General features: G+C 46.1%; 11 protein-coding genes. 2 read left to right on the top strand and 9 right to left on the bottom strand.

The features are described from left to right. Positions 1–235: 235 nt before the first annotated feature. On the top strand, positions 236–1,738 hold the full coding sequence (locus SK066_RS04550; protein ID WP_320543815.1) for an MFS transporter: 1,503 nt from the start codon (positions 236–238) through the stop codon (positions 1,736–1,738). 220 nt (positions 1,739–1,958) lie between these two features. On the opposite strand, the gene SK066_RS04545 is transcribed toward SK066_RS04550, so the two are convergent. The 5 genes from SK066_RS04545 to SK066_RS04525 all read right to left on the bottom strand — a co-directional run bounded on the left by SK066_RS04545 (position 1,959) and on the right by SK066_RS04525 (position 7,053). After that, entirely contained in the window at positions 1,959–3,254 is a 1,296-nt protein-coding gene (locus SK066_RS04545) for a hypothetical protein (protein WP_320543814.1), read from the bottom strand. A gap of 249 nt (positions 3,255–3,503) precedes the next feature. Continuing rightward, positions 3,504–4,427 carry a DUF4261 domain-containing protein gene (locus tag SK066_RS04540; protein WP_320543813.1) on the bottom strand — a complete coding sequence of 308 codons (924 nt, stop codon included), beginning with the start codon at positions 4,425–4,427 and terminating at the stop codon, positions 3,504–3,506. A gap of 286 nt (positions 4,428–4,713) precedes the next feature. Beyond that, positions 4,714–5,673, bottom strand: coding sequence for a glycosyltransferase family 4 protein (locus SK066_RS04535; protein ID WP_320543812.1), 960 nt, complete (start codon positions 5,671–5,673; stop codon positions 4,714–4,716). Positions 5,674–6,134: 461 nt separating this feature from the next. Further along, positions 6,135–6,398, bottom strand: a complete 264-nt coding sequence (locus SK066_RS04530; protein ID WP_188776846.1) for a NifU N-terminal domain-containing protein — start codon at positions 6,396–6,398, stop codon at positions 6,135–6,137. A gap of 52 nt (positions 6,399–6,450) precedes the next feature. Continuing rightward, positions 6,451–7,053 carry a HEAT repeat domain-containing protein gene (locus SK066_RS04525; RefSeq protein WP_320543811.1) on the bottom strand — a complete coding sequence of 201 codons (603 nt, stop codon included), beginning with the start codon at positions 7,051–7,053 and terminating at the stop codon, positions 6,451–6,453. A 292-nt stretch (positions 7,054–7,345) separates the two neighbouring features. Here SK066_RS04525 and SK066_RS04520 point away from each other — a divergent pair, with 292 nt between their 5' ends. Next, a complete protein-coding gene (locus tag SK066_RS04520) occupies positions 7,346–9,673 on the top strand; it encodes a hypothetical protein (RefSeq protein WP_320543810.1) in 2,328 nt (775 codons plus the stop codon). 300 nt (positions 9,674–9,973) lie between these two features. Here SK066_RS04520 and SK066_RS04515 read toward each other — a convergent pair whose 3' ends face one another. The 4 genes from SK066_RS04515 to SK066_RS04500 form a co-directional block, all read right to left on the bottom strand. After that, positions 9,974–10,597 (bottom strand): DUF6707 family protein, encoded by a 624-nt coding sequence (locus SK066_RS04515; protein ID WP_320543809.1) that lies wholly within the window; start codon positions 10,595–10,597, stop codon positions 9,974–9,976. A gap of 383 nt (positions 10,598–10,980) precedes the next feature. Further along, the gene (locus SK066_RS04510) at positions 10,981–11,817 is read right to left on the bottom strand and encodes a MurR/RpiR family transcriptional regulator (protein WP_320543808.1); all 837 of its coding nucleotides are present in this window, start codon (positions 11,815–11,817) and stop codon (positions 10,981–10,983) included. Positions 11,818–11,934: 117 nt separating this feature from the next. After that, positions 11,935–12,714: a PHP-associated domain-containing protein gene (locus SK066_RS04505; protein WP_320543807.1), complete on the bottom strand. Its 780-nt coding sequence runs from the start codon at positions 12,712–12,714 to the stop codon at positions 11,935–11,937. After that, a complete protein-coding gene (locus SK066_RS04500) occupies positions 12,711–13,913 on the bottom strand; it encodes an ABC transporter ATP-binding protein (RefSeq protein WP_320543806.1) in 1,203 nt (400 codons plus the stop codon). Before SK066_RS04500 ends, SK066_RS04505 begins: the two co-directional genes overlap by 4 nt. Between the last annotated feature and the right edge of the window lies 1 nt (position 13,914).

The raw sequence follows: 13,914 nt of genomic DNA, 5'->3' as shown, positions 1-13,914 counted from the left end.
GACGATATCACCGGGGTAATATGCAGCTATCGTTCAGAGTCTGGTCGCCGCTATCATTATACATTCAAAGTCAGATGATTGATCGCGGCAACTCTGGATATATGAACTATAAGCTTATCTAGTATTGTATCAAAAAATATACATCAAATTAGTTGCAGACGCAACCATTTCGCTTTATACTCAATTTATCAACATGGTTGCGCACGCAACTATTTATAAATGAGGTGGTTTACCGATGGAGGAAGCGGCAAAACGACGTACGTATCAGGATAATCCAGACATTCAGCGCAGACGCTGGATTATTCTAATTGTAATGAATTTATTTACCTTTATGTCCACACTGGACGGCAGCATCGTGAATATTGCGCTACCGACAATCTCAGAGTCATTGAAGCTACCTATAGCACAGACCGAATGGGTAACGACGAGCTATTTGATGGCGATCTGTGCAGCGATTTTATTTTTTGGAAAGCTCGGAGATAGCATCGGCAAAATTCGAATTTTCAAGCTAGGCATGATGATCTTTTTACTCGGATCGTTATTATGTGGCTTTAGCACGAGCCTTACCTTCCTACTCGTCTCGCGTGTTATTCAGGCGATTGGTGCCTCGATGACGATGGCGAATAGTCAGGGGATTGTAACCGATATTTTCCCACCGACCGAACGCGGTAAGGCACTGGGGTTAGTCGGTACCTTTGTCTCCCTTGGTAGTATTGCGGGACCAAGTCTGGGTGGTGTGATGCTGTCTACACTCGGCTGGCAATCGATCTTCTGGGTGAATGTACCGATTGGCTTAATTGCGATTGCGTTTGGCTGGAAGCTGCTTCCGGCTGATATGGTGAAAACAGGTGCACGGATCGATAAGGCAGGGACGGGGCTGTTTACAGGCTTTATTTTATTTCTGTTCGCAGGGTTATTGCTGGGGCAGCAGCTTGGTTATGGCGATGGGCGTATTATCGGCTCGCTTATCGTGGCAGCGCTATTGCTTGGTGTGTTTTTGTGGGTAGAGGCGCGAAAGCAGGAGCCTTTATTACAGCTGGGTCTGTTCCGTAATCCGCTCTTTTCGCTCGGTATTCTGTGCGGGTTTCTCGTATTTGTATCAAATTTTTGTTTTAATATTATCGCTCCCTTTTATACGCAAAGCATTTTGCAGCTGTCGCCGTTTCAGGCTGGATTTTTGCTGATGCTGTTTCCGATTATGATGGTGATTATCGCCCCATTGAGCGGCGCGCTATCGGATCGTATCGGCTCAGAGATTTTGACATTTGCAGGTTTGATCGTGATGGTGGTTGCTCAATTCGGACTGGCGCGCCTGCATCAAGGCAGCCCGATTCCGATCGTCGGTACATGGGTGGCGATGCTCGGGATCGGTACGGGGATGTTTCAATCGCCGAACAATTCGCTCATTATGTCGCGTATTGCCAAAACACAGCTCGGCATTGCAGGCAGTGTGAATTCGCTTATTCGTAATGTTGGTATGGTCGTTGGGATTACCGTAGCAACGAGTACGCTATTCGGCGTAATGAGCGGTCAGGCTGGCTACCGTGTGACTGGATTGATTCCGGATCGACCGGACATTTTCCTGACGGGAATGCACGTTGTTTTTGTTGTTTCGGCAAGCATTTGTTTGGTGGCGGCACTGTTGACGGGATGGAGAATGCTTCGTTCGCGCCGTGCTGAGGCTGGTAGTAATCAAGCTAAAGGGCAGATGGCGGAAAGCAGAGCTACCGGGAAATAAGCGGTTTATTACTGTAGAGCCGATTTGCTTCTCTTTAAGGTATTGGAGCTTATAATGACGTTTCTGTGATATATGATTAATTAAACTTGTTGGAGTTGCATAACAAAGAGCCGTGTTGTTTCCAGATGGGATCACACGGCTCTTTGAGTGTTGTCAGCTGTATATGGATTAATTCATAGCTTTAACGATGGTGGAAACTATGGTAGGGGATATGGTTTAGTTATTTGCTCGTAATGCGGATGACAGAAATGATTTTATTCTGGCTATCGTAAATTGCTAGTTGCTGCTTGCTAAGCCATGTTACTGGTTGTCTATCCAGCCAATTGATTGCAGATTCATCATTACTATAGGTGATTTCAGCTAACCAGTTCAAATTTTTAAGATCAGCGATTCGTATATGATGATCTTCACCAATGAATTGCACTTGTTTATTGCTAGTTACCATCCACGTATTTGCATCATTTTTATTTATTAATTGTTTAATTACTTTGCCCTTATTACTTAATAGAACTATTTTCTTTTGATATTCAAAAATTCCCACTAGCTGATTTTCGCTCACAAAAGAAGAAAATGACTCATCCAGTATTTTATCATCCCACTGCTGTATTCCTTTGGCATTATACTGGGTCAGATGGTATAGATTTCGTCCATTCTTTGTTCCTTGATTTTCTAATACTACTGATGAATCAGGCAACAAATAGACATGCGAGAAATAACCGATACTTTGTATTAAGTGATTAAATACATCATGCCCATGATGATCCTGTACACGCAAAGTGTAATGATCTGACGATCCATCAGTGACTACGATACGGTTTTGATTCGCATCACGAGCTATCCCTTTAATGATGCGTGTTTTAATTAATACACCATTAGCATCAAAATAACGAAGTGTTGACTGATTATTCGCAGCGTATGATACCAGTAGCTGATTATTTCCAACTAGCCAGTATTTCCAGCGCATAGCAGAGTCTTTCAAGGCAGTAGCCTGCGTTATAACTCTAGTAATATGTCCCGTCTTTTCATCAATTGCGTGCAAGTAAATCCCTTTATCATCTCTAGTTGATAGCAGAATTTCTCCATTCGCTTCAACTTGGCTTATAGGATTCCATAACGGTTTATCATCTATCAAGGCATCCCATATTTTTTTACCGTCCTTTATCTGAATGGATGCCATTTTGAGCATTCCATCTAGTGGTACTCCATCTTCAAACGATGTGATATCTGTTAGATATGTAATAATCATATGCTCGCCAGAACGGTCAGGAAATATGGATTCAATGTAAGGGAAATCCTCAGAATTTTTCACAAACTGCACCTGATAACTACCCGTACTCCATTTGCCCTTACCATCTGCAACCTTTACCGATGTGATCGCTTGCTCCAACTTCGTTTGAGGGGTTGCTGGGCTTGGCGTCACGTTTGCTCCTTCGCCGTAAATTAATGGCGTGTTAGTTGTGAATACCATACTCAATACAAGTGTGCTGCATAACAGTCTTCCTATCCATTTCACCATAACTTTGCTCCCTTACCTGATTATGCATAGCTTCATCTATCATCGTTTATATAAGCCTATCTATACAGACATTTTATGTAAAAAACCACATCATCCATTGCAGAATGACGTGGTCTGAGATTATACATATGAATTCTACTTTAAACCATTACTGAATAGCTACTGCGAATATAGCTATGCTACTTCGCTGACTACTGGATACTAGGCTGTAGCATTATTATCGGTTCTATGCACGAATACTCATTTCCATCAATACCCGATCTTAATACTATCTCCTTCTACCCCTACGCCTTTAGAGCGTTCGAGTGGTAGCTTGTGCTCTGCCGAATAGCCCAGCGTTTCGCCGTCTTGTAGCACTACATTGCTGCCCACCACATAGGTGGTGATGTTGAGCATCAGCTCGAACACATCGCCCAGCTCTTCCTTAGAATTGATGATCTCCATCTCATCCTTACCAAAATTTTTCAAGCCGACGGTGTACGCGCAGCTACCTGTTCTGTCTTCATTGGTATACAGACCGAGGAACACCCAGAGCTGTACAGGAAGCTCCTGATCTTTCAGCATCTGTGCTCCTTCGAGATAGGATTCTGCCGACATGACCATCGGTGGTGCATAATACGCGATCGCCTGATCCAGCTTCAACACACTGGCAGTAAGTTGCGTAAACAGGGCATGACCGATAAGCGGATCTGTGATTCCCATAACGGTTACAATTACATTCGCTTGATGCGTGGATACTACCTGTTCACCCTCAGGCCACAGTACATTATATTTGCACGTTTCCTCAACCTCACGATCTGGAATCGGGCCTGGCATATAAGCAATCGCAATCTGCATATCGGCTAACTGGAACACCATATTATCATCTGGCTCCAGCCCTTCGATCTGAATACCCCAATCTTCACGCATATTCGTGATCACTTGCTCAGCATTAAACTCTGCACGATCAAGCAATACGAAGCCAAGCAGCATGCTTGCAGGCTCTGGCAGATTGCTCTGCTCTACAGCTACAGCCGGCTCGGGCGCATTGGCAGCAGAATATCCATAAGCGCTTGGCTGGTTAGTTGTCGCTGATGCATCTGCAAGCTTATGCCCATTCTCCTGCTCGGTGTTCTGTGATGATGTTGGTTCGGTAGACTGCTTTTTACGACGGAATTTATCAAAAAAACCCATAATTTACAGCTCCTTTAGTATGTAGTGGTCAAGTCATTTCTTCAGTAACAACCGCTTCTGTGTATGCCCCTCCTTCGGTACGATACGCTAGACTGGCATCCTATTTGCTCTGTTTTAGTGTAACAGGTATTCCATGAATTTCCTATCCCTGACCCTGATATGCAAAAGAGTCTGTCTACCCGCATGCCACATCAGGCATATGAGCAGACAGACTCTCGATTAGCATTGCAGCAAAACTGTTTTAGATTCGGTTCGCCTTACTTTATTACATTATTGCATCATTCAACTACACAGGTAGCAGCATCAGAATAATCGACGACAGGCTCAGGCATAGACTGATCAGGCACAGTACGAGCAATACCTGCTGCTGATTCAGCCCACTCGACAGCAGACGATAATGAATCTGTGTCGCATCGGCTTCATAGATCGGTTGCCCTCTCAGCATACGACGAATGACTACAAAAATATTATCAAAAATCGGCACGCCCAACGCTAGAATCGGTACAAACAATGACAGCAAGGTCGCCTGCTTGAACGCACCATCCAGCGCAATAATCGCCAGAATGAAGCCGAGGAAAGTCGCACCCGAATCCCCCATATACACCCTTGCTGGCGGCTTATTATAACGCAAATATCCAATGCCTACACCGACCAGACTGATCGCCATAATAGCTGAATCGGATTGTCCCTGCGCCATGGCTACGATGAACAGCGTCACTGCGGAGATCGTTGCCAGACTTCCTGCCAGACCATCCATTCCATCTGTAAAATTAATAACTGTAGTCACTCCAAAAATCCATAGCAGTGTTAGCACAAGCTGCAACCAGTCCGGTAGCAAAATATACTGATCATTAAATGGATTGGAAAAGCCGGAGAAACGAATGCCTGCCATATACACGATCAGTGCTGCGGCAAGCTGTACAAGCATTTTCGGCAATGCGGGGAATTCGCGACGACTGACCTTGTACCAGTCATCTAACAGCCCAATTCCCAGTACAAGTACTGCACCAATCAATACAGCTGCCATTTTCCATGTGCCTGCATTCATAAAGGATATGTATGAGATCGCAAAGCCTCCAAACAAGGCAATGCCCGCCATCAGCGGTACAGGTTCTTTATGAAGCTTACGCTCATTATCTGGACGAGGCTTATCTACAAAATCAATACGAATCGCCCACTTGCGTACCATTGGAATACTGATCAGCACAAATACAAACGATAGGATAAATGCAGCTACATATTGCATAGTTCCTCCTTATAGTTTGAACGACGTTTTGATTCGATTCATCGACTCCATGCATTGTGACTATATCTGTTGCGAAAACGATAAGTGTAACCCGTTTATTGCATAAATAGATCGTATACACTGGCTGTTCATCGGTCGCTTCGTTACCTCTTGAAAACACATCCAACTTAGATATACAGCGAAATTGCTAGACAAGCAATACGCGAAAACTGATATTTTTATCATTATTGATCGTTACATGTTATCAGAGTTTCGTGGAGGAATACTGTTTTGAGCGCACACAAATAGCCTGACCGCATATACGATCAGGCTATTTTCTGATGTTATCCTTCTATTCATACGTTATCGCCAATCATGCTATGTGATAACCGTATACGTATTGCATAGTAGATCAATCACCAGACTCAGCGTTCAAAGGCGGATTCATTGTTTCTACCTGAACAACCATGATGACATGGCGATTATGCTTCTTCGAAAATGCGCTCTACCTGTGGCATAATATCATCCCAGCTTGCATCTGGCAGCTTGCTCACGGTTACGAAGTCACGCATACCGAAAATATTGTCTACACCATCGATTTGCACAAGCGCTTGAGCAATAGCGTGCTCTGTTGTGTCGCCTGCTTTAACGGATGTACTGCCTGTACCTTCAAAGATCGTACGATCTGCATTGATTTTTACTGCGTTTGGATTGGGAGTGGATTGCACTTGAATGTGAATAGCCATAATAGTCTCCTTTTCGCCTGGAATATAGTTAGTAGTGTCCATCATATTGCGATTATTTCCGCTTTTGACGCTTTGGTGCAGCGGCTTTGCCACCTGCGCGTGGAGCCGATTTTGGTCGGTCACGCTTAGGGTTTACCGTTAGATCGAGCGATTCCCAGCGACCACGCAGCCAGTTATCGAACTCGTCACCCTTTTCGCCTTCATACGCATCATAGATGTCTGCACGCATGCGACTAAATTTACCTTTGAAATCCTCATACGTGTGATCCGCAGGCAGACTCTTTTTGATACGGATCAGTGTTTTGGTCATATGGTTGAACAGCTCCGTGCTCGGACGCTCTGGCATCTCAACCTCTACGCCCAGCTCACGCAGCTGTGTATATGCTTCCTCGCGTACAGCTGTAACCGGGTCCTGCTGAAGCATATGCTGGAGCAGATCAATTACAGGGGGTTGCGAATATTGTCCCAATTCACGTGCTGCTTGCAGACGACGTTTCCAGTCTGCCTGGCGATGTGCATCCTTTTTCAGCTGGCTGTAGTTTTCAGGCAATTCATAGCCACCTGTAACAGGTACAGCGACTTCATCCACGCTGTCATGCTCCGGGGAGGTATGCAGTTGTTGCTCTTCGTTCTGGTCGTGCATTTCGTTACTCAATGTGTTCAGTTCCTCTCTGTCGCCCGTCAGGGCTCGTGTGTTTCTGCCCTAATACTAACACAATCGATTGCGAACGCCTAATCTTTTGCAGGATTTTCGTGTATACGATGATGAAATAAGTCTACGTGCTTATTTGACATACCATACCAGGATTGGATACCTGGTCTGCACATCTTACGGTGACCGCTGGAGTCACTCGTTTAAACTATGTTACGATAGACAGGTATGGCGTTTATGTAATAAATAGATAAATACATTTTTCTGTGCTCAATCCAGTAGCAGGAGGTACGACGTGAAGAAATCGTTAGTCCTATTTACATTAATCTTTTTTATTCCAGCTATCATTCTCAGCTTTTCCGTCTGGTCTGATTTTAGTAAAATGTATGACCCGGATGCCACAGGTAATGGGGTGTCGGATGTCAAACAGGTGCTATATTCAAATGACGGTACAAAGGTGCTCACCGTGATGGATGATTCGTCTGATGATGACATGCTCGTACATATCTATAATGGCGAGGGTACAGCATATTACGGCGTAGCCCGATTAGACTCAGATATGTTTCGTCAAACGGTCATCGCTTACCAGCAAGGAAAGACGATTATAGCAGTTAAAGATTTGCAGGATCATATTCTTGCTTATCAATTCAACCCGGATTCTACATACTCTAACATTATAAACAAGTCTATAGTAGAGAGTGGTTTTCTAACCAGCAGTGCTATAAGTTGGCGTGGACAGATTCTCCTCGCTTCTGCTGACGCTTCGAATTCGAATGGTAGCACGCCACCTGCAATTGCGATGATTCGAGGGGGCCAATATGTGCATGCCTCACTTGATCAGCTTGCCAGTCTACAGAACAAACGTGTGACTGGATTAGATATCATTCAGAGCACATTGGATCGTTCTGGTGCGATGGTACCGATGTATAAAGCAACACTCGCGGATAGTACAACTGCTTATATCAGCGGCGTTCTGACCGATAAGGGTGCTCTACTCGTTTATTACAAGCCGAACAGTGACCAGGCGAGCTTTGACTTAGAGGATGAGGCAGAGCAATATTTCCAAAAACAACTCGGTCGTAGCGGACGCTCTGCCGTTGTGATTAGTGGCGATTATCCAAAGCAACCCTATCTTCAATCAGCAGATGGTCAGTCGCAAAAATTACTGTCTCTCCCTAAACCGCTGTATCAAGCGAATGGATTTTTATTAAATGAAGACGAGGTACTAATCACAGGCTCTACTGCCAAAAATCCAGATGAAGGACGTATCAGTGCTTATGTGTACAATGAGGTCACCGGGAAAGCCTCAGATGTATCCGCGCTTATACGTAATTTGAGCCTTGAAGATATCACCAGTGGGCAAATGCAATTTTATAAAGAAGCCAATAGCGCTGCGGTCTATTATTCGTATACGGGCAAGTCTGGCGGCTGGATGAATATTCAGACCGGGCAATCCAAACAGCTTAGCAATGTAGACGCCAAAGCATGGCAGCTGAACGGGCATAGCGGAGCTACAGACAGCCACACGCCAACATTACGCGGCTTCTGGGATTATGTTCGTCAGGGCGGCCCGCTCGTGATCAACTGGATTGTCTGGTTGTTTGTTCCGTTTCTGACGCTAGCTTTACCTTTTGTCATTATCAAAATCGCCTCCAGTACACATAAACGCCGATTAAAACGCGGTATTGTATACGATGCGACCATTCTGCGTATGAAGGAGACAGGTACACGCATTAATGAACAGCCGCTTGTACAGTTTACTGTTGAATTTCAACACGAGGGTCGACTGCGTACACTTGATGTGACCAAGGTCGTCTCCTATCTGAACGCACCATCGGTTGGTGACGTGGTGATGATTAGCTATGATCCGAAGCGTGATAAAGCAATTTTCGTTACGGAGAATGATCAGGTTCCCGGCATGAACGCAGGCAATCGTGAAGCGGAGCCACAAATTATTCGACAGGCTACCCTGCAACGAATCGAACGCCAGGGCATGATACGCCGTGCAGATGTGCTGATTCTGCATGTGGAGGCTGAAGGTCGAGTCCATCGTATTCCAGTTGTACAGGCGCCTGGCTTCACCTATGAGCCGTACACGCCAGTGCTGTTAGTTCGCATCGGTGATGTTGTACGCCTGTATCGATACGGCAGCAGCGTGAATAATCACGACGAACAGGATCAGATTACACTGGATGCCAGTCTGGTTAGCTTTGAGCGTATGAATATACGTGCGGACAACCGTGAGCTGATGCTGATGAATGTATCGATCCATGCAGGCGATCGTAATGTATCACGAGTAAATAGCCTGTTCGTGCCAGATCAGACGGTATCCGTCATGCGCAATGGTATGCGAATACCAGTCAGTGTGAATCGACATGAATTTGCACGCGAATTGCGTTTGCTCAAAGGTAAGCAGGGCAGTGTAAAAGTACAGCGTGTGATCTATAACGGTACGACAGGCGAGCGTCCACTTGCCAGCATTATCGCTGAGCGTGATGGACAGCAGTACCGGATTGAGCAATCGATTGAGCCATTGTACGGTGTTCAGCCGGGCGATGAATTATGGGTATCTTATGATGAAGACACGCGTGAAGCGGTCATCGTACAGTATGCTTCGATGTAATATTTCATTTTGAATGAATGAGTATACATGCTTGATCAGTGTGCATGATATTTTCCATGCCATTTCTACATGCTGGAGTAAATGAAAGCCCTCGCGCGATGCGTATCATTTCTGCATCGAACGAGGGCTTTTTTCATTATCTTCTCGTTTTATCTTTTCATTATAAGATGGGTGTCTTGATCGTATACGGTTTCTTGATCGTATACAGTATACTGCTAGTTGCGAATCATGGTGATTACGAATCAAGTACCTTATTCATCACTCCGAATTCATCACTCCGACTCTGGCTGTTACTAGCTATCAAGCAAATGGAGATAGTTTGAACAATCCAAGCTCCGCTTCAATCTCACGAATCGCTTGAATCTGAGCTTCTGCCTCCTGTGCAGCCCGTTCGGCAGAATAGGCTTTCGAGCCGCCTAGCAATTCGATTTTACATAGATTTTTCAGCAGGATCAGTCGTCGTGCAGCTTCACCTGCACGATCCCCTTCGTCTATACTGCGCTGAATACTATCCGTATCTAACGTATCTCCATTTAGAAAACGCTTATGCACATCCTTCTTTACCTCCACGATATCCTTGTCACCTGTACGTACGGCCTGCTCAATCGCATGAATAGCGTGCTGCCTTGCCGCTTCCTTCTCTTCTTCTGGTGCAGTTAGAGCGAGCAGCACATTGGCATGCTCCAGCCATGTCCAGCGATTATAATTACCGTCAAATGCAACCTGTGCCAGCGGCTTGGCAATCTGAAAGGCAGCATCATGCTCTCCCTTTGCATATAATAACCAGCCCAGCTCACTCAACGTCTGGAGCTTGTCCTTGTCACTACGCATATCGCGTGCAGGCAAGTGCTTAACATAATCCGTTAATGCCTGCGCCTCCATGACCTGCGCAACCGCCTGCTTCAACGTTAGCTTTTCATCCATTCTGCATTCTCCTTCCTCCAACTTATGTACGACAAACGTATACGATATGCCATTATACTACAACTTACACTCCGATGAGCTGGAGTACACAGCTTAACAACATAAAGGGTAACACGGCGTATACGATCTATGCCTGTGCTACCCTGTATGACATGCTGAATGACTACTTATTTACATTTTCCGATCATATTTCTTATCATCCAATAGGTATAAAACAAGTAGAGTGGAACGAATAAAACATATCGCTGTACTTATTTTTGCTTATTAGCATGTTACAAATAAAATCTTAAACTAAATTAAACTAGACCGGGCTATACTTATCGCTTCGTTCTAATCAAGTTATTCTGATGGAGCTACCCGATCACCTGTGATCAAGGTAAACTTCAAACCCGCTTCGGTAGCCATTTACTATACTGACGCCGGACACGATGAAGCTGCTCGCTATGTCGTAGCGCACGCTGCTCCTGCGATTTGCCAACAGCGACGATAAGCGATTCCAGCAGTATTAATGGTGCTGCCATAGAATGGAATTCCCATACTTCGCCACGGGCGCTGTATAGCGTAATATCCGCCTTTTGCCGCATATCACTTACAGCCAGATCGGTGATGAGTAGTGTACGACAGCCGCACTGTGGGGCATAATCGAACAGCGTAGCCAGCTCAGGCGACTCGGCAACAAAGCCAAACAGCACCAACGTATCCCCGTTACGCATATGAATAAGCGATTCCAGCAGCTCATGTCCGCCATGCTCGATCATACGTATCCGATTACCAAATCGGGTCAACCGAAATTCCAGTAAGGTAGCCAGTGAGCGTGCTGAGCCCGGCGCATACACATGAATCGTGCCAGCTTCTACGAGTGCTCGCACCGCTTTATCAAATTCATGCTGATCGAGCCGCTCTGCTGTCTGCTGTACATAGTGCAGGGTATCGAGCATTTGCGCTGCCGCACTCCCCTGCTCCTCCATCCGCTCAAAGGCAACCTGCAATTTAAGCGATGGCGACACCAGCCCTTCCTTTTTCACCCGATGCTTGAATTCCTTCAGGTTCCGGCAATCGATCTCTGCCCAGAAACGGGAGACGGTCGATACGCTCACCTCACATGCGGAAGCGATATCCTCCTCGACCATAAACGGAATGCCTTCGATATTTTTTAAAATATAATCCGCTACTCGCTGATGACTGCGAGATAGCTTCACATGATCAAACGTCAAGCCCATACGATGCCCCTCCCTGCTACAGCATGAAAAACGTTTATACCGGACATCTTCTGTTTCTACCTCTGCCTATTCCTGATTATACTGCTAACTTACTTCTATACCTCTATCCTACTTCGCTTACACCTGCTCATGCAGGGAAGCGACAACCTCGACTTTCTTTTTGAGCAGCTTCTTCACCGCATTCGCTGCACGAACCTGTAAATGTAGCGATGGGGCGATATGGCGCGTGCATTTGCCAGCGCGAATCGCTTCACGAATCTCGGCAACCGTTTCATAGCTACCCGGAAGCTCATTCCATACGCAGCCCACCTGAAACATCTGGTGCGCATCGCTGCCTGCCACAACAGGCACATCATGCTGCTCGCCAAGCGTTAGCACTTTGGCGATATTTTCCTGAATACCGATCTCATGCAGATCCTTACCGTTCAGATCGAACGCATCAAAGCGTCGAAGCAGCTGAGGTGCTACATGATATAGATGATTAGATGAACGGAACGGATGCCCCCCAATGACCATTAACCCGGCAGGATGGCACAGATTGAACAGCTCTTCCAGTGAAATAAAACGCTCTGGCGACGTATGCCCTTCCAGCGAGCGACGAACTTGCAATAGCGCATCCTTCGCACCGCTAATGAGTATATGCCCTCCCTCAGCAACATCGACCTCCATCCCTGTAAAAATGCGAAAGCCTTCGCGCTCATAATAATGTCCATTACATGGCAAATGACGATCCAGCGTTCCATATACCTCTTCAAAGCGATGCGTATTAAAATGCTCGGTCAAAATGATCGCATCCAGACCATGCGTTAACGCTTCATCCAGAATCGTGTTAAAATGCTCCATCGAAAAGTCGGTCTTTTTAGATAATTTGGCATGAATATGAAAGTCGATTTTCATCGTGTAGGTACCTCCGCAAGTAAATGATTTTGATCGTATGATATAGAATTCGAAACGTGATCGGTGACAGATAAGCTGGCTGGTCTTACTCCATCCAGTAGCTCGCCTGTATCGCCATGATACAGATTCAGATGCTCCTCTCGTAGCAAAAGATAGGCAGTATCGCCCCTGTCGTAGTCGGCATCCCCGAGTAAACGTACCGTAAGCAGGCGTCCACCAGCAAGCACGGTTACTGTCGTTTCAGAGCCTGCTGGAAATACCGTATCCACCTCACAGGCAATCGCACCAGGTACAAAATGACGCTGCAAACGGATATGCTCCGGCTTGATCGTCATCGTTACCGCCATCCCTTCGTCGGGTAAAGCGTTCAGTCGTCCTTCAAGCGCAAAGGAGCATACGGGTGAGGACAGATACAGGCTACGATCTCCAGCGAACAGGATGCGTCCGTCCACATGATTCATCTCCATCCCACCACTACCGAAAAAGTCGGCGATCCGCAGTGTCGCTGGACGACGGTACAGCGCCTGTGGACGATCTACCTGTACAATCTTGCCTTCAAAAAAGACAGCAATTCGTGAAGATAAGGTCAGCGCCTCCTGCTGGTCATGTGTTACATAAATAATCGTCGCTCCCAGCTCCCGATGCAGTCGCTTGAGCTCGGCTCGCATCTCTACCCGTAAGCGTGCATCTAGATTAGACAGTGGCTCATCCAGTAGCAGTAGCTCTGGCTCGGTCACAATGGCGCGCGCAATCGCTACACGTTGCTGTTGACCACCAGATAGCTCGCCCGGATAACGTGCTTCTAGCTCACTGATTCGCACCTTATCGAGTGCCGCCATGACTTTCTGACGAATCTCGCTTTTACTTTGACGACGAATACGCAGCCCGAAGGCAACATTATCGAATACCGTCATATGTGGCCATAGCGCATAACTTTGAAATACCAGATTCAAGCCGCGCTTGGAGGAATCCAGATGATACGCAGTCTCTCCATTGGCAACCTCTCTGCCACTCAGTACGATCGTACCACCATCTGCCTGCTGTAGCCCGGCAATCGTGCGTAATAATGTAGTTTTTCCACAGCCAGAAGGGCCGAGAAAGGTCATAAACTCACCCTTTTCCACTTGCAGATCAATGCCGCGCAGTACCTGCTTGCTGCCGATATTCACGGTAACGTTACGCAGTTCAATAGCGCTCATA

This window comes from Paenibacillus hunanensis, assembly GCF_034055775.1.
Lineage (GTDB): Bacteria > Bacillota > Bacilli > Paenibacillales > Paenibacillaceae > Saccharibacillus > Saccharibacillus hunanensis.
Note: the sequence above shows the minus strand (reverse complement) of the source record. Positions and strands in the feature narration are given on the sequence as shown.